The 17,120-nt window shown below is 64.0% G+C and carries 13 protein-coding genes and 2 pseudogenes; 10 read left to right on the forward strand and 5 right to left on the reverse strand.

Going from position 1 to position 17,120, the window contains the following annotated elements:
- Positions 1 to 20 precede the first annotated feature (20 nt).
- The 5 genes and pseudogenes from ACSGC5_RS07825 to ACSGC5_RS07845 all read left to right on the forward strand — a co-directional run bounded on the left by ACSGC5_RS07825 (position 21) and on the right by ACSGC5_RS07845 (position 4,284).
- Positions 21 to 1,106, forward strand: coding sequence for a glycosyltransferase family 4 protein (locus tag ACSGC5_RS07825; RefSeq protein WP_434970076.1), 1,086 nt, complete (start codon positions 21 to 23; stop codon positions 1,104 to 1,106).
- Positions 1,103 to 1,990, forward strand: a complete 888-nt coding sequence (locus ACSGC5_RS07830) for a glycosyltransferase family 2 protein (RefSeq protein WP_434970077.1) — start codon at positions 1,103 to 1,105, stop codon at positions 1,988 to 1,990. Before ACSGC5_RS07825 ends, ACSGC5_RS07830 begins: the two co-directional genes overlap by 4 nt.
- Positions 1,991 to 2,015: 25 nt before the next feature.
- Entirely contained in the window at positions 2,016 to 2,960 is a 945-nt protein-coding gene (locus ACSGC5_RS07835; RefSeq protein WP_434970078.1) for a UDP-glucuronic acid decarboxylase family protein, read from the forward strand.
- 149 nt (positions 2,961 to 3,109) lie between these two features.
- Positions 3,110 to 3,730, forward strand: a pseudogene (locus ACSGC5_RS07840) (DDE-type integrase/transposase/recombinase); the annotation flags it as partial.
- Positions 3,731 to 3,831: 101 nt separating this feature from the next.
- Positions 3,832 to 4,284 carry an integrase core domain-containing protein gene (locus ACSGC5_RS07845; protein WP_434970079.1) on the forward strand — a complete coding sequence of 151 codons (453 nt, stop codon included), beginning with the start codon at positions 3,832 to 3,834 and terminating at the stop codon, positions 4,282 to 4,284.
- A 15-nt stretch (positions 4,285 to 4,299) separates the two neighbouring features.
- Here ACSGC5_RS07845 and ACSGC5_RS07850 read toward each other — a convergent pair whose 3' ends face one another.
- Positions 4,300 to 5,142, reverse strand: coding sequence for an NAD-dependent epimerase/dehydratase family protein (locus ACSGC5_RS07850; protein ID WP_434970080.1), 843 nt, complete (start codon positions 5,140 to 5,142; stop codon positions 4,300 to 4,302).
- A complete protein-coding gene (locus ACSGC5_RS07855) occupies positions 5,139 to 6,515 on the reverse strand; it encodes a polysaccharide biosynthesis protein (RefSeq protein WP_434970081.1) in 1,377 nt (458 codons plus the stop codon). Before ACSGC5_RS07855 ends, ACSGC5_RS07850 begins: the two co-directional genes overlap by 4 nt.
- Positions 6,516 to 6,713: 198 nt before the next feature.
- On the opposite strand from ACSGC5_RS07855, the gene ACSGC5_RS07860 reads away from it, so the two are divergent.
- On the forward strand, positions 6,714 to 8,963 hold the full coding sequence (locus ACSGC5_RS07860; RefSeq protein ID WP_434970082.1) for a glycosyltransferase: 2,250 nt from the start codon (positions 6,714 to 6,716) through the stop codon (positions 8,961 to 8,963).
- On the opposite strand, the gene ACSGC5_RS07865 is transcribed toward ACSGC5_RS07860, so the two are convergent.
- Positions 8,960 to 11,110, reverse strand: coding sequence for a glycosyltransferase (locus ACSGC5_RS07865; RefSeq protein WP_434970083.1), 2,151 nt, complete (start codon positions 11,108 to 11,110; stop codon positions 8,960 to 8,962). The two genes, ACSGC5_RS07860 and ACSGC5_RS07865, sit on opposite strands and share 4 nt — an antisense overlap.
- A gap of 103 nt (positions 11,111 to 11,213) precedes the next feature.
- Here ACSGC5_RS07865 and ACSGC5_RS07870 point away from each other — a divergent pair, with 103 nt between their 5' ends.
- Positions 11,214 to 12,080: an ABC transporter permease gene (locus ACSGC5_RS07870; protein ID WP_434970084.1), complete on the forward strand. Its 867-nt coding sequence runs from the start codon at positions 11,214 to 11,216 to the stop codon at positions 12,078 to 12,080.
- Complete coding sequence (locus ACSGC5_RS07875) at positions 12,064 to 12,807, forward strand: ABC transporter ATP-binding protein (protein WP_434970085.1); 744 nt, start codon at positions 12,064 to 12,066, stop codon at positions 12,805 to 12,807. Before ACSGC5_RS07870 ends, ACSGC5_RS07875 begins: the two co-directional genes overlap by 17 nt.
- A gap of 19 nt (positions 12,808 to 12,826) precedes the next feature.
- Here ACSGC5_RS07875 and ACSGC5_RS07880 read toward each other — a convergent pair whose 3' ends face one another.
- Positions 12,827 to 13,744, reverse strand: a complete 918-nt coding sequence (locus ACSGC5_RS07880) for a glycosyltransferase family 2 protein (RefSeq protein WP_434970086.1) — start codon at positions 13,742 to 13,744, stop codon at positions 12,827 to 12,829.
- A gap of 217 nt (positions 13,745 to 13,961) precedes the next feature.
- On the opposite strand from ACSGC5_RS07880, the gene ACSGC5_RS07885 reads away from it, so the two are divergent.
- Positions 13,962 to 15,142 (forward strand): IS3 family transposase gene (locus ACSGC5_RS07885; RefSeq protein ID WP_434970087.1). Its coding sequence is split into 2 segments (ribosomal slippage): positions 13,962 to 14,228 and positions 14,231 to 15,142, totalling 1,179 coding nucleotides; the frame shifts between segments, so codons are not numbered across the junction.
- A 12-nt stretch (positions 15,143 to 15,154) separates the two neighbouring features.
- Here ACSGC5_RS07885 and ACSGC5_RS07890 read toward each other — a convergent pair.
- Positions 15,155 to 16,419, reverse strand: a protein-coding gene (locus ACSGC5_RS07890; protein ID WP_434970088.1) for an IS3 family transposase whose coding sequence is annotated in 2 segments (ribosomal slippage) — positions 15,155 to 16,116 and positions 16,116 to 16,419 — 1,266 coding nt in all. Because the reading frame shifts where the segments join, the coding sequence is not laid out codon by codon here.
- A 92-nt stretch (positions 16,420 to 16,511) separates the two neighbouring features.
- On the opposite strand from ACSGC5_RS07890, the pseudogene ACSGC5_RS07895 reads away from it, so the two are divergent.
- Positions 16,512 to 17,120: pseudogene (locus ACSGC5_RS07895) on the forward strand (IS30 family transposase); the annotation flags it as partial.

The following is a 17,120-nucleotide window of genomic DNA, read 5'->3' on the forward strand; positions in this document are numbered from 1 at the left end:
CTCGAAGCTAGGCTAATGCGGTGACCATCGCGATCAACGGGCGCTTTCTGCTGAACTCCTTCGGAGGCGTCCGGCGCTTTGCCACCGAGCTGACTGTGCGGCTCGCACGAGAACGGGACGACGTCGTGCTGCTGCTGCCCGCCGGCGGCGCCGACCTCAAGATCCCCGGTCTGCCGTACGAGGTCGTGGGGCGATTCGGGGGTCCGGTCTGGGAGCAGTTCGAACTCCCCTCCTGGCTGCGCAGACATGGGCGCCCCGTGCTGTTGAACTTCGCGAACATTGCACCCGTCTTCTACCGCAAGCAGATCACCGTCCTGCACGACATCGCTCCCGCCCTCCGCCCGGGGGACTTCTCTTTGCTCTTTCGCATCCAGTGGCAGCTGTCGACCCGTCTCGGAGCGATCCGCCCAGGCCGCGGCGTCGTCACGGTGAGCGAACAATCTCGGGACGAGATCTGCACCTACTTCCGGCTCCCTCAAGACCGTGTCGACGTCATCTACAATGGCGCCGACAGCTTCGCGGTCCCCGAAGGCGCTGACGTCGCGGACGAGACACCCGTCGCACTTGTGTTCGGCCGGCACGGCGCAGCCAAGAACGTCCGACGTGTCATGGATGCCGCAGCCGCTCTGCCCCACGGATCTCCGCTGCGCGTCCGTGTGGTCGGACAACTCGATCCGGCCCTCGAACCGTACGCGCGCGACGTCGGTGTGCCCGCGAAACGCCTAGCCTGGGTCGGCCCCGTCAGCGACGAGGAGCTGGCGAGGGAGTACCTTCGGGCACGCGTGTTCATCTGGCCCTCTCTGCACGAGGGGTTCGGCATCCCGCCATTGGAAGCCCAGGCTCTGGGAACACCTGTGATCGCATCCGACATTCCCATCAACAGGGAGATTCTCGGCGACTCCGCCCGCTACTTCGCGCCACACGATGCCGGAGCCCTCGCAGATCTGCTCCGCGCCGTCACCGACGACGACACGCTGCACACCGAGTTGGTCGCGGCGGGGCGAAGCAATGCCGCTCGGTTCACGTGGGCAGAGACCACGCGCCAGTGGAACACGATGCTCTCGCGCTGCGGCGCGGGATGCCGCGGAGGAGAGAAGCACAGATGAAGCCATCGTTCGGCCTGGTGGTGACGACCCTCGGACGTCTGGACGCGCTGCGGGCTCTGCTCGCCTCGCTCGACGGCCAGCTGGCGCCCGACGATCACATCGTCCTCGTCGCTCAGGGCAACCAGGACGCCGTCGCCGCGCTCGCCGCCGAGTTCGCCGCCGCCGGGCTGCCGGTGACGGCAACTACCTCGGGTCGCGGCGCGTCTCGAGGTCGCAACACGGGGGTCGCTGCCCTTCCGCCAGGTGAACGCATCCTGACCTTCCCGAACGACAACACGCTCTACCCCGAGGGAACGCTCGCCCGCCTGCGGGAGGCGGTCGCGGATGAGAGCTTCGTGGTGGGCGGATTCACGTCGTGGGATGAGCGCGGGCCCAAGACCACCCTGCCCGCACCGGGCACCCGGCTCGACATCTTCAACCTGTGGAGCGTCATCGAGATGGGCATCCTCATGAAGAGGTCGCTCTTCGATGACGTCGGCGGCTTCGACGAGAGCATCGGTCCGGGTGCCGATACGCCGTGGCAGGTCGCCGAGGGAACAGACCTGCTGCTGCGGGTCATGCAGACCCACCCTGCCGTCGTCGACTCCTTCGTGTGGGTCGATCGCGCTGTCCACGTGGACGGTATCTCGACAGCGTTCGGCCTTACGGACACCGAACGCCGCCGCAAGCTGCGCGCATACGGCCGCGGAACAGGCCGGGCAATGAGCGTCCACCGCTACCCGCTGTGGTGGCGCGCCGCATTCGTCGGAGCCGGGCTGCTCTACGGCATCCGCAATCCGAAGCCGGTGCGGGTCAGCGACGGCTGGCCGATGTTCGTCGGCCGACTCGAAGGCGTGCTCGGTCACACCTTCGGGCAGCGGACCATGGTCTCGACTACCCGCTGAGCGCCTGATCCCCCGGTGCTAGGCTATGGCGGTGTCATCGAGAGTTCTGATCACCGGTGGCGCAGGCTTCATCGGATCCCATCTCAGCGAGCGTCTGCTCGACGAGGGACACGAGGTCATCTGCGTCGACAACTTCTTCACGGGCAGTCGCCGCAACGTCGAACACCTCTTCCCCAATCCTCGGTTCGAGGTCATTCGTCATGACGTGACGTTCCCCCTCTACCTCGAAGTCGACCAGATCTACAACCTGGCTTGCCCCGCCTCGCCCGTGCACTATCAGCACGATCCCGTGCAGACGACCAAGACAAGCGTGATGGGCGCCATCAACATGCTGGGGCTGGCCAAGCGGCTACGCGTACCGATCCTCCAGGCCTCGACCTCGGAGGTCTACGGGGATCCGGCCGTGCATCCCCAGGTGGAGGAGTATTGGGGCAACGTCAATCCCATTGGCCCGCGTTCCTGCTACGACGAGGGCAAGCGAGCGGCCGAGACGCTGTTCTTCGACTACCGCCGTCAGCACGACCTCGACATCAAGGTCATTCGCATCTTCAACACCTACGGGCCTCGCATGCACCCCAACGACGGCCGTGTGGTCTCGAACTTCATCGTGCAGGCGTTGCGTGGCGAGCCCATCACGATTTACGGCGACGGCTCGCAGACGCGGTCGTTCTGCTTCGTGGACGACCTCGTCGACGGCATGGTGCGCCTCATGAACACGGGACACGACGTGACGGGCCCGATCAACGTCGGCAACCCGGGCGAGTTCACCATGCTCGAGCTCGCGCAGACCGTACTCGAGATCACCGGCAGTTCTTCCGGCATCGAACACCGCCCGCTCCCCCAGGACGACCCGAAGCAGCGGCAGCCCGACATCACCCTTGCTCGCCGCGAGCTCGGCTGGGAACCCACCGTGGAATTGCGTCGCGGCCTCACCCAGACAGTCGACTACTTTCGCGGTGTCGTCGCCTGACGCTGATCGACCATCATTGCCACGTAGCGACGCCGTCGACCACGCTCACGCGTCCCCGCTCAAACCTCTGCTCATAAGTGTTGGGAGCCTGACCCGCTTTTCCGGTCACCTGAGTTGAGGCGATGATCGTCTCGGAAGGAGTCCGTGAGATGCCTGCTGCCCACCCGCCGGAGTTCCGGCGTCGAGCCCTCGATCTGGTCGCCCAAGGCAACCCGGTCGGTCAGACCGCCCGGGACCTCGGGATCAGTGAGTCCTACCTGCGGAACTGGATGTCCAGAGATGCGGTCGACAGCGGCCGCAAGCCCGGGCTGACTACCGAGGAGCACAAGGAACTCGTCGAGCTGCGGCGCCGGTTGCGGGTGTTGGAGATGGAGAACGAGATCCTCAAGCGCGCCAGCGCCTACTTCGCCAGGGAGAACGTGCTCCCAAATAGGGTTCCGGCTGGTCCAGGAGTTCGCCGCGGACGGTGTCCCTGTCGCGGTGGCCTGCCGGTTCCTGAAGGTCTCGATCTCGGGGTCTCGCATCGCCGCAAGCGGCGCAGCTGGAAGCCGGACACCGCGACGCACGAGGACCTCGTGAAGCGGCAGTTCCGCGCGGAAGCGCCGAACCGGCTCTGGTTCTGCGATATCACGCAGCACCGCGCGAGAGACGGGTGGGTCCACTGCCCCGCCGTGATCGACGCATACTCGCGCCGGATCGTGGGCTGGTCGATCTCTGACCGGATCACCGCAGAGATCGTCGTCGATGCCCTCGAGATGGCCCGCTGGCGACGCCGACCCAACCCGGGACCGTGGTTCATGCGGACCGCGGAGCGCAATACACCAGCTGGCTCTTCGGGCACCGGCTGCGCCAAGCCGGGCTGCTCGGATCGATGGGCAGAGTCGCCTCCAGCGTCGACAACGCCCTCATCGAGAGCTTCTGGTCCACGATGCAACGCGAGCTCCTCGACCGCACCGTCTGGGACTCGCGGGCACAGCTCGCGTCGGCGATGTTCGAGTGGATCGAGGGCTTCTACAACCCCCGCCGCCGGCACACCAGCCTCGGCAACATCAGTCCCGCCGACTACGAAGCCACTTCACACCGCCGCAGAAATCGCGGCATGATCAACACACAAGAACCGTCCGGGAAACCGGGTCCGGCTCCCGTCCCTCGTGGACTATTCCGCATCGTTGCACGCCCTCGAATCTCATCGTTACTCGGGTGCGGTGTCCGTCGAGATGCGATCCGCGGCGCGCGGCACGAACCTCCGTCGAGTGTCGGCAGCAATTCTCACGACTCGTCGCGCAGCGAACGCAGCGGGAGTCCACCTCTGAACCCGTGCTAGCCCGGGGGGACAAGCTCAAACGCGGGGGCGGCGCAACGAGACGTACTCGAATGGATCCTCCCGGGGCTGCCAGGCAAGCGAAGCCTTCGCGTACGCCGGGTCGGCGACGCTGAACGACCGGATCGAGGCGTCGCCGTCCACGTAGCGATCCGGACACGCCGCAGCCAACTGGGAGTTGTCCACTCCCCTGCCGCTGCCAATGTTCACCGCACCGATGACGTCATCCCGCTGGGCGGCGAGGAGCAGCGCGCTCGCGACGTCGTCGACATGCACATAATCACGAACGAAGTGCGGCGTCACGGCCAGAACAGGGGGCGGCCCTTCGACCAGCGCGTTGAGGAGGGAATCCCGACAGCCAGGCCCGAAAACGTTGAAGATGCGAGCGCTAGCGGCAGATAGGCCGCGATCGAGCGCGAACTTCTCGAGTTGACGCTCCGCCGTGATCTTCTCCGCTGCGTAAGCCGACACGCCTTCGGTGGGATCCGATTCTCTCCTGGGCGCTCGATGACGATCACCGTAGACAGCAGCAGAGGATGCCAGAACGAAGCGGCTCACACCTGCCTGGACTGCAAGTGAGGCAACCCGAAGCATCTGCTCCACGGCGGTGTCGATCTGCCGGTCACTTGCCCCTCTCGGTGCCCGCACAAGATAGACGAGCGCCTCGGGACGCACACTCCGAAGGATCGCCTCCACCTGAGCGGGAATCGACACGTCAACGGTCAATGATCCGCTTCTGCTTGTCGCCACAACGGGGAGATCGTGAACCCCGGAAAGGCGTGACACGGCTCGTCCAATCGGGCCGCTAGCACCGACGAGAAGCGTGTGCGGAAATACGGAGGCCCTCAATAGATCGCTCATTGGAGAGCTGAGAACCCGAAGGCTCGCAATCGAGCCCTGAGCTCCTCGTCCGTGATCTTGTGCTGGAGCGTCTCAGCGAGGGTCTCCTCGACCCAGGCGAGTGTTTCCCCCCGACCGTGATCGTCGTGCTCCGTCAAGACAAAGATCTTGGGATGAGTTGTCGCATCCACGGAGCTTGCCTGATACGAGAGCTCCTCGAACATCTTCTCGCCGGGGCGCAAACCGACGATGTCGATTGAAAGTTGCGGATTGACGGCGTTGATCAAGCTCTGCGCGAGGTCGAAGACCCGGATTGGGTCCCCCATATCGAGGACGAAAAGCTCGCCGTTCTGCCCGGTCGTAGCTGTCTGGATGACGAGTTGCGCGGCTTCGTCGATTGTCATGAAGTAGCGAGTGATATCTGGATGAGTGACCGTCAGGTTTCTTCCAGACTGGAGTTGCTGCCGGAAAGTCTGCATAACACTTCCCTCGCTCTCGAGGACGTTCCCGAATCGAACGCCGGAGAATCGCGTGGATGTGCTCTGGCGACCGAGATCAGCGACGATGAGTTCTCCGATACGCTTCGTTGCGCCCATGACGTTCGTCGGGTGCACCGCCTTGTCGGTCGAGACATAGACAACCCGTTTCGCGCCGTGCGCCTCGGCTTGCCGCATGACGTTGAGAGTGCCCCAGACATTGTTGTTGAAAGCCTCGACCGCGTTGGCCTGCATGAGCGGAACGTGCTTGTAGGCAGCAACGTGGAACACAAAATCTGGAGCGTGCGCGGCCATGAGCTGAGCGACTCGCGACTCGGACTGCACGTCCGCGATCTCGACGCGGACCCGGGGGTCGCTGCCCAGCTGCTGGCCGAGCCGGAAGATGGCCGGCTCCGACCTGTCCACACACACCACGAGGGCGGGATCGAGGGCAACCAGTTGCGAGACAATCCGCGACCCGATAGACCCGCCTGCGCCGGTGACCAAGACGCGCTGCCCCTCAATGAGCGCGCGAGCATGCACCATGTCGTGCTTCACCGGCGCGCGACCAACGAGATCCAGCACATCAACGTCGGTGAGATCCGATACCGAGACCCGCTCACGCGACATGATCCGATAGGTGCGGGGGATGATGGCGAGCTCGACGCCCGCTCGCGTGACACGTGACGTGAAATCGCGCACCACGTCCCCGGAGGCCGAGGGGATAGCGAAGTAGACAGCATCGACGTCGTAGTCGATCACGACTGCCTCGACATCAGAGAGCGTCCCGAGAATCTCGACTCCCTTGAGCCGGTCATCGAGGTATCCGACGACCGAATCGCCTGCGCTGGATACGTCCTCCGCGAGGCTTCTGCCCGCCGTTCCGTGTCCCGCGATCAGTATCCGTCGACCCGACATCCGGTCCCCTCAGCTCAGTGTATGAACTCGAGAATCCTATCGACCTCGTGCCCCTCGCCTGGGAGCCCGCTGGGGAGTCGCCGACGTTCCCTCATGCGGCGCTATGAGAGGATGATTCGGCCGGCCGGTACAGGGGGAAGCCGGGAGCGTATGCGCGGCTCTGCGCTGCGCGCGGGTGAAGAGGAAGGGTGTCGAGCAATGACCGTCACGCTGACGGCCATCGTGACTGCACACAGCGAAGGGCGACTACTCCGCCCAACGATTCGGTCAGTACGCGCGGGCTTGGAGAAGGTCGTATCCGACGGCTATTCGGCAGAGCTTCTCATCGTCGCGGACAACGCAAGCCCGCATACCCAGATGCAGATCGGTCGCGAGCTGAAGACGGGAAGCGCAACGGTTCCGAGCCGTGCGATTAACGTCGCCGTCGGCGACGCTGGCGCGGCGCGCAACACGGCGGCGCAGGCAGCTCAGGGCAAGTACGTGGCGCTGGTGGACGGCGACGACATCGTGTCCTCCGACTATCTCGTGAAGGCCCTTGAGCTACTGGAGGCGACCGATGAACGCATGATCGTTCATCCCGAGTACGTGATCAGCTTCGGCGCCCGCTCGCTCCTTTGGCACATTAGATCCGCCGTGACCGACGACGTCAGCTACCTCGATCTCATACGCCACAATCCCTGGCCCGCATGCAGCGTCCTGGAGCGGCAGGTGCTACTGGACACGCCATACCGACCCATGGTGGAAGGGACGGGCTACGGCCCCGAGGACTGGCTGTGGAACATCGAGACAACCGCGGCGGGCGTTCGGCATCATGTCGCAACCGATACCTACTTCTTCTATCGGGTACGAGAGTCCGGCGGTGTCAACAACCGGCATTCCGCGTCAGTCTTGCCGTCATTTTCGATGAGCGAGATCGAGGACGCACTGCCCAACGAGGACAACGAGGAGCAGGCGACGACAAACGTGCCACCCCTGTCGCATCGGATATACCGAACAGTGCTGCCGACGGCACGGTTCGCCACGAGCTGGCTGAGCTGGGAGGCCAAGCACGCCATCTACCGGTCGGCTAGATGGGCGCTGAGAGCCGCAACCCGCCGGGGGAAAGTATCGCGGACCGAGCTCCCTCTGCGTTCAGAGTATCCCCCGCTCGCCGCCGCGCTTCGAGAGGCGACGAGCTACGAGCCGGCTATTTCGTGGACCGCTTCGGCCATCGACGGGTTGGTTGCATGGGAAGCGTGCGATGACGGCTACGGACGAGTGCTCAAGAAGGCGCTCGACCAGATCGGTGAGCGTGGGGACGCCCTGGTGATGGTGCCTTGGCTTGGCGTCGGTGGCGCTGATCTCGTATCCCTGAACTACGCGCGAGCACTGAACGAGACCTCTGAGTTCAACGGACGTACAACGATTCTGGGAACCTTCGATGTGTCGCGCACTGATGATGACCTCATCCCTGACGAGCTCAATTACGTGCACCTGGACCCACTCTGGTTGGAACTCCCGCTACGGACTCGCCAGCGCCTGATCGCACAGCTTGTCGTGCTGTTGCGTCCCCGACTCATCGTCTCGGTCAACTGCTTTCATCTTCTCGAGGCACTGAGCGCATACGCCGCACCGATCACGGACGGGACCGACGTGCACACGACGCTGTTCTCTTTCGACAAGATCGGGGACGGTTACCCGACAAATCCGATAACCGATGACGCGCAGCGGGCCTTCCTCGACCACATCGCAGGCGTGCTTACTGACAACAGCAACAGTGCGGCACTCATTGACGATGTCCTTGCCCTGCCGACGCCGAACGTCGCCGTTCATGTGCACCGTCAACCCGCGGAAGTATCTCCTCAAGCGTCACTCATCTCTTACCCGGCGACCCCATCCGCGACGGTCCGGCTCCTCTGGCCTCACCGCCTCGATATCGAGAAGAGGCCCGACGTCCTTCCGGCGATCGCTCACGGGCTGGCCGAGGCAGGCGTAGACGCAGTCATCGACGTCTGGGGCAAGCGAGTGCTGTCCGAAAACAGCGACACATTGATGGCCGATCTTGCACGAGCCGGAGTACGTTACCGGGGACCGTACACGGGCGGTCTCTCCGCGATCAACCTGTCTGACTACGACGCACTGCTCCTGACGTCGGAAAACGAAGGCCTTCCTCTCGTGCTGGTCCAATCCATGCTCTTGGGGCTTCCCGTGATCGCGTCCGGGGTAGGGGGCGTGCCAGACATCGTGCATGACGGTGAGACGGGCCTGCTCACATCGGGTCCCGAGGACGTTGCGGGATACGTTCGGGCAGTGGCCCGGCTGGTCAGCGAGGAAGGACTTCGAGAAGGCCTGATCAGCCGAGGCCGGGCTTTTGCGGAACAACATCACTCCTGGGCCGCCTTCGTCTCGACCGTCGAGAGAGATCTCGTGCACCCAAGTGCGCGGCGGGAACGAGAACCCGTGGCCTAACTGAGGGACGAGGCTGCCGAAGCGTCAGCCTCGGAACCCTGGACCGCACGGAAGTACCCGACAAGCGTGGTCAGGCGAGCATCGAAGGCCCCGACGGAGAACTCTTCGGAGACTCGCGCCTTCGCGAACTCTGCACGCTCCCTCGCATCTCGGGGGTTGTTCCTGATAGCCAGGAGAGCATCGAGATACGCCTCGATGTCGTCGAACCTGGCGATCGGATAGCCGGTCAAGTCGCTCAGAACTTCTCCTACACCTCCGACAAGCGGCCCCACGACAGGGATACCTTCGCACATCGCTTCGAGAACGGTCAACGGAATCCCCTCCCACTCACTGGTCAGGACGTAGGCGCCGAAGACCTCGAGTGGCAGGTCAGCAAATGAGGCGTAGGGCGGGTGACGAACAGCGCCCGCAGCGTCGAGCACAGCCAGGGACTCGGAGAGGCCGCTGGAGCCCATGACCTCCTGTCCGTAGAAGTGGAACTCGATCGGCATATTCCGTTCCGCCGCCCGAGCGGCAAGCGCGGCGTAGATGTCGAGCCGCTTGGGCAAGTCGAATCGTCCAGCCCAGAACACCCTCAGGACATCGGCCGACTCGTCACGAGGAGCGGAGGCAGACCGTCGTGCCGACGAGACGACGCTGCGCTGGACCAGGAACTTTTCCGGCGCATAGCCGTGCTCGTGGACCAGACGAGTTGCATAACTCTGGCTGTCGACGAGCACCTTCGATACCGGATCCAAGAAGCCGGGTCTCCGGAGGAACATCACGGAGAGAGCCTCACCGTCTTCGCTGCGATCGATCGCAAAGCTCGTGAGGAAGAGGTTAGAGTGCTGACTCAGTCGGGGACCATGACGCTCGATGACGTCGAAGCCCACCGTGCTGTTGAATGCATGGACGGTATGCGGTTGGTACTGAGCGATGAGTTGAGGAACGATCCATTCCACGAATGCGTCGCGCGGCACCCCACGCGCGAGCAATGGCGCGAGTTCTACGGTGCTCACGCCAGCGGGCACTTGGTCAAGTCGCGTCGAGATGACCGGCTCAGTCGTCAACAGAACAACGCTCGCCTGCGGATCCTGGCGCTTCACCGAGGACAGGTATTCAATGAGCACGGAATCGCCGCCACCGGTCCGGAGCCACGGGGCGAAGTAGAGATAGTCGATCGACGACGGTAATGCATCGATGATTCGCAGGTAGGCGCTGGATTCGCGAACGATCTGGGGCGTGGGAGGACCCCATCGCTCGATCCATGCCCCGGTATCTCTGCGCGGGTAGGGAAGGAGCGGTTCAATGCTGTTCAGCATTGCCCATTCTGCGAGCACGCTCGTGGGCACAGGACGCGGGCGGCTGCGGCGCATGAAGGATGACAGTGCGTCACGCCAGGGTTTGACGAGGCGGCCGGCGACTCGGAGAATTCGCGCGGGACGTGGGGCACGCACGGGCAAGGGCGGCGGATCTGTCGCCAACCGTTTGTCGGTGAGGAGCGGTACTCTCTCGAGAACTGGCCCGGTTCGCCAAAATGGGTGCTCCGGGCCCCATCGACGGATGAATCCGACGCTACCGACCGGAGTGCGTACCGCTATCCCCTCCTCGGCGAAAGCAGCAGCAAGCGCGAGGGACCCTCCGCGCAGATCACCGGCGGCGACTGCTTGCCGAACGGTGTCGGCGCGTGCAGCGAAGATTGAGGCCCACACATCGACGTGCGCAAGCAGCCGCGAGATTTTGTCGATCCCTTGCGAGGTCGGCTGACGTCCGATTCCTGTCCGCTGACCGAACGTCACGATGAACTCAGGGCGGATGACCTCACCGCGTGCGACTCGCGCCGCAGCACTAAGCCAATCCACCCCGACCAGATCGCCCGCCTCCACGACCCCGACGACGTCAGCCGTGGACTGGCTGAGGCCCCGGCCAGCGAGAACCGCGGCGTCAGAATCGCCGATGAGAACAACACGAGCGTGTGAGCGCACCACCGCAGGGAGCGCATCCGCGCATGACTGCGCGACGGCCAGCACAAGCGATGTCTGCGCCACCGCGGAGGCTGCCTCCGCCGACTCCAGGAGCGAGCGGACGGTCGGGACGGCCTCTCGCCCATGCCGCCACACCGGAATGACGATCTCGATACGCACACGCACGTCGACTCCTTCCGGCACCGCACCATGCTAGCCGCACGCCACTTCGCGCAGCGGTCCACGATTCTCACACGGCAGATTAGGATGCTGTGGTTGCGTGTTCCGCTGACGCGCTGAGGGATCCATGACGAACGAAACGCTCTCCGGCGCCGACCTGCGTCCCCCCGGTACGGGGCTCGGCCTGATCGACGTGCTGCGCCGACGGCATCTGCTGATGTTGTTGGTGCGCAAAGAGGTGCAGATTCGTTACCGAGGGTCGGTCCTCGGCTGGCTCTGGTCCTACGTCAAGCCGCTGATTCAGTTCGCCGTCTTCTTCGTGGCTCTTGGCATCTTTCTGAATCTCAACAGTTCGGTCGGGTACTACCCCGTGTACTTGTTGGCGGGTATGACGGCCGTGACGTTCTTCACCGAGGCGTTCACGAACGGCACCCGCTCGATCGTCGACAACGCTGCACTGATCAAGAAGATCTACTTGCCGAGGGAGCTTTTCCCCGTGTCGAGCATGCTCGTCGCGATCATCAACACGATCCCCCAGGTCATCGTCGTCTGGGCGATCGCGCTCGTCATCGGTTGGGAGTTCTCTCCGATCGCGGTCGCAGCCGTTCTGTGTGGACTACTGATCGTCGCGCTGCTTTCCACCGGACTGGGGCTCCTTTTCGGCGCCATCAATGTCGCGTTCCGTGATGCGCAGAGTTTCGTCGAGATCATCGTGATGTGTGCGATGTGGGCATCACCTGTCATGTATCAGTGGTCGATGGTGCGGCCACAACTCGGGGAGGTCGGCTTCCTGATCTACTGCTTGAACCCCCTCACCGTCGCTGTCGAGCTCTTCCACGCAGGCTTTTGGTTCCCGTTGAACCCTGAGAACGGCCAGCTACTTCCTGACCTGTGGACATTTGCGGGTCTCGCTCTCCTGATCTCATTACTGACAGTGGTGGTCGGACAGTTGGTCTTCCGGCGACTGGAGGGTCGTTTTGCCCAGGAACTCTGATAGGGACGCGCGCGCAGCGATCGTGGTAGACGACGTTCACAAGAATTTCCGGCTTCGCCACACTCACTCGCTCAAAGAGACGTTCGTTGCGACGGTCAAGAGAAAGCCCGTGTCGACCGATTTTCATGCTTTGGATGGAGTGTCGTTCACGATCGACCAGGGCGATTCCGTTGCACTTCTCGGGTTCAACGGTTCAGGCAAATCAACGATGCTGAAGCTTATCTCGGGGGTGCTCACTCCAGACTCCGGACGCGTCCTCACCCGTGGCCGCATCGCCGGCCTGATCGAAGTCGGAGCAGGTTTTCATCCCGACCTCTCGGGACGGGAGAATGTCTTCCTCAACGCCGCGATCCTCGGGATGAGCAAGCGTGAGACCGAGCAGCGATTCGATGAGATCGTCGCGTTTAGCGAAATCGAGCGATTCATCGACACTGAGGTCAAGCACTATTCGTCCGGCATGTTCTTGCGCCTCGCATTCGCCGTCGCGATCCACACAGAACTCGACATCCTTCTGATCGATGAAATCTTGTCGGTTGGTGACGAACCGTTTCAGAAGAAGTGCATTGCGCGTATCCGCGAACTTCATGAGCAAGGGAAATCCCTCGTCGTGGTGTCACATGATCTCGATATGGTGTCAGGCCTCTGTGCGCGCGGCATTCTTCTTCGCGACGGCAAGGTGAGCTTCGACGGCGACAGCAAGCATGCCGTCGCCGCGATGCGAGCCTGAGAGTATTCGCGCGTCGACCTCAGCGTCGCCGGAGAATACGGCGGACACGGCGCCACACCGGGTGCCGGTCCCAGATCTCTCGAACCAGGACCTCGCGCTGCCGGTCGAGTTGCTCCGCGAGTTCGCGCGCAAAGCTTTCGCGCAGGCGCCTTTCGACACTGGCAATGAAGAGAGGCATTCCAGCGCCATTTCGTTCCACCCAGGCTCGAAGCGCCGCGTCCCTCACCGCGAGGTCATCACGCTCATGCGCTCCCGCGAGTTCGAACATGCTATTGCCGTCACTCCCGCGAGCAGTGGGACGCTGTGTCCAGTAAGCGAGGGGAGGTCCGGCAAGAAAGCCCAACGAGTGCCGTGCTGTCAGCCGCAGGTAGAAATCCCAGTCTTCGACTGTCTCGAGCGACTCATCGTAATACCCGACATCGTCGTGGATGGCACGTCGGTACAGCACAGAGATCGGTACAGCCCGATTGATCTCGAGCAGCTCCGTGAAAGTCACCGAAGAGAGGCCCGGCCAGAATGGCTCCCGTCGCTGTTCAAGCCAACCACCATCAGCTGCACGCTCGTAGATGATCTCGGTCGGTACCACGACGCCGGCCTCCACGGGATGCGCGTCAAGGTAGGCCACCGTCGACGCGAGGAAGTCCGGATGCCAAAGGTCGTCATCGTCGTGCAGAACGACATAATCCGCTGTTGCGGCACGGACTCCCCGGTTGGCCGCAGCGCAGCGACCACCCGGGGAAGACGTCGCCAACACGCGGGTGCGATCTGCTAAAGGCGACGAAGCGACGACAGCACGAGCGGCGTCTTCGTCGCCCTGATCGTTCACAACGAGAACATCGAGTTCGTCGTGACCCTGAGCAGCGATATCAGCGAGCGCCCTCGCGAGGAAGTATGGCCGATCTTTCGTCCGAACAATCACCGATACGCGTGAGCTCACTCGGTCAGCCTAGTTGTTGTTGTCTCAGAGCCCCCGGGCGCGAGTGCGCCCCTGCGAGCCGTGTCGCCCGATAGGCAGTCATCGTCTACCGTGCTTGAGCGCCTTGAGCAGGTAGACGCCGTATCCACTCTTCACGAGCGGCTCGGCCGGGCGTGAGGAACGGATCGGTGACAACTGATCGTTAGTGCCGGGAGGCGCTGGCGGGGAGGATGTCATCATGCCCGGTCCCTATCCCCGAGAGTTCCGCGAGGACGTTGTCGCGGTCGCCCGCAGTCGTGAGAGCGGCGTCACCATCAAACAGATCGCGTCCGACTTCGGGATCAGCGAGGCGACGTTGCAGAACTGGCTCCGCCAAGCCGATGTCGAGGAGGGCGACCGTCCTGGCCAGACGGCTGCGGACGCTGCAGAGGCTCGCGAGTTGAAGAAGCGGATTCGGTTGCTCGAGCAGGAGAACGAGGTCCTTCGGCGGGCGGCGGCTTATCTGTCGCAAGCGAATCTGAAGCTCGGTGGCTCCCCAAAATGACGTACCCGCTCGTTGCTGAGCTCGCCGATGCGGGGATTCCCGTGACGGTGTCGTGTCGGGTCCTCAAGCTCGCAAGACAGCCTTACTACCGGTGGCGAAACGACCCGGTCCGGGATGCCGACGTGCTCCGGGCGTATCGGATCAACGCGCTCCACGACGCCCACCACGACGACCCGACCTTCGGATACCGATTCCTCGCCGACGAAGCCCGCCGAGCGGGGTGGCGGATGAGCCGTCGAACGGTGTGGAAGCTGTGCTCACAGGCCGGGATCCTCTCGTCCGCGCAACGCCGCCGGCGTGGGAAGGGCAAGAAAGCCGGCCCTACTGTGTTCGACGACCACGTGCAGCGGGTGTTCCGCGCCGACGCGCCGAACCGGGTCTGGCTCACGGACGTCACCGAGCATCGCACTACCGAGGGCAAGCTGTACTGCTGTGCCGTCAAAGACGTGTTCTCGGACCGCATCGTCGGGTACTCGATCTCGGATCGGATGACCGCGAAGCTCGCCGTCGATGCCGTCCGAAACGCTGTCGCCCGCCGCGGTGAGGTCGCCGGATGCATCCTGCACGCCGATAGGGGCAGCCAGTTTCGTAGCAGGGCCATGGCCCGCGAGCTGCGCCGACACGACATGGTCGGATCGATGGGCCGCGTCGGTGCCGCCGGGGACAACGCGGCCATGGAGAGCTTCTGGTCGCTGCTGCAGACGAACGTGCTCAACCAGCAGCGGTGGACGACCAGGCAGGAGCTGCGCCTCGCGATCGTCGTCTGGATCGAGCGGAAGTATCACCGCCAGCGAGCACAGGACACCCTCGGCGGCTTGACGCCCATCGAGTTCGAAGCCAAGCTAGCCGAGCCGCTTGAAGCGCCCTGGGTCTGATGGAGACTCGCGCTACTTGATTCCGACCAGTTGTTCGCGGTCGTTGGGCACAGCATAGAACGCGTTCTCGAACTCGGCGGGCGGGATGTCGCCGAGGTAGTCGTGGAGGCGTTGCGTGTCGTGCCAGTGCACCCACCCGAGCGTCGCGAGCTCGAGATCCTCGACCGTCTTCCACGGCTCGGACCGCGCCGGCCCGCGAACCAACTCAGCCTTGTAGTACCCGTTCACCGTCTCGGCCAGGGCATTGTCATAGCTGTCCCCGACGGTGCCGATCGATGGCGTCGCGCCGATCTCCGCGAGCCGTTCGCCGTAGCGAATCGACGTAAATTGAGAGCCCGCGTCGCTGTGACATCGCAGGTCGGCGTGGTGGTGGCCGCGGGACCAGCGGACCATCTCGATCGCGTCGAGGACCGTCTCGGTGCGCATGTGTGACGCAACCCGCCACCCCACGATCATGCGGGAGAACGCGTCAACGATGAAGCAGACGTAGGCGACACCGGCCCACGTGGGCACGAACGTCAGATCCGTCACCCAGAGCCGGTTCGGCGCCTCGGCGGTGAACTCCCGCTGCACCAGATCCGGGTGCCGCGCCGACGCCGGAGCCGGCCGCGTCGTCTTCACCCGCTTCGACCATCTGGCACCCTCGATCCCCGCAACCCGCATCAACCTGGCGGTCTGGTCGCGGCCGATCATGATCCCTGCCCGTCGGGCTGCTTTCCAGAGCTTGCGGACCCCATAGACCCGATAGTTCATTTCCCACAGCTCGACCAGCTGCGGAATCAGTTCCTCGTCCCGCCGGGCACGGGCGGACGGGGCACGGGTCTTGGCGGCGTAGTAGCTGCTCGGCGCTACCTGCAGCAGCCTGCAGATGAGCTCGACTCCGAGTCGGCGACCGTCCACCCGGTCGTCCTTGTTCGCGTCGATGAACGCGACTACTTCCGGTAGTGGCGGTCGAGCTCCGCCCCGAAGAAAGACGCGGCCCGCTTGAGCACTTCGTTGGCCCGACGCAGCTCCCGGACCTCCTGCTCGAGCTCACGCACCCGCTGCGCTTCCGCGCTGCTCACGCCCGGGGTGTCGCCGTCGTCGATGTCGGCCTGCTTCACCCACATCCGCACGGACTCAACCCCATAGCCGAGCTGCGTCGCGACGCGCTGCACCGTTCCCTGCGTGACGCCGAGTTCGGCACGCAGCGTCCTCACCATCCGCACCGCGGCGGCCTTCTCCTCGATCGAGTAGCGACGCGTCGTCGGCTTCCCATTCGCCAGTTCCTTCGGCATAACTCCATCCTCGTTTCCAAGATCAGGAGCCTCCAACAGACCCAGGGCGCTTCAGCTCACGCTCGCGGCCTAAACCGAAACTGTCACCAGTTCGTTCCTCACGCCCGAAGCCGTTCAAGCTCGGTGATGGGCGGCTGCTCGAGGCCGTGACGACGCAGTTGGAACAGCTGTGGTCGCCGCAGGAGATCGCCGCCCGCCTACGGTTGGAGCATCCCGACGATCCGGAGATGCACGTGAGCCACGAGACGATCTACCAGTCTCTGTTCGTGCAGGGGCGCGGGCAGCTGCGTCGCGAGCTTGCCCGTTGCTTGAGATCAGGGCGCGCGGCTCACAAGTCCCGGACCGCGACGGACGGGCGCGGCCGGCTGCCGGGAATGGTGATGATCAGCGAACGCCCGGCTGAGGTAGAAGACCGCGCGGTTCCGGGGCATTGGGAGGGTGATCTGATCCTCGGCGAGAACAGTCGCGGCGCCGTCGGGACTCTTGTCGAACGCAGCACTCGCCTCACGCTCCTGCTGCACCTTCCCGACGGGAAGAGCGCGGACCAGGTGGAGACTGCGATGCGCGAAGCGATCACCGCGCTACCGTCGGCGTTGACGCGGACGATCACGTGGGATCAGGGCGCGGAGGTGGCCAAGCATGCCGAGTTCACGACAGCGACGGGGATCCCGCTCTACTTCTGCGACCCGCACTCCCCGTGT

Source organism: Microbacterium sp. bgisy207, from assembly GCF_965345035.1.
Lineage (GTDB): Bacteria > Actinomycetota > Actinomycetes > Actinomycetales > Microbacteriaceae > Microbacterium.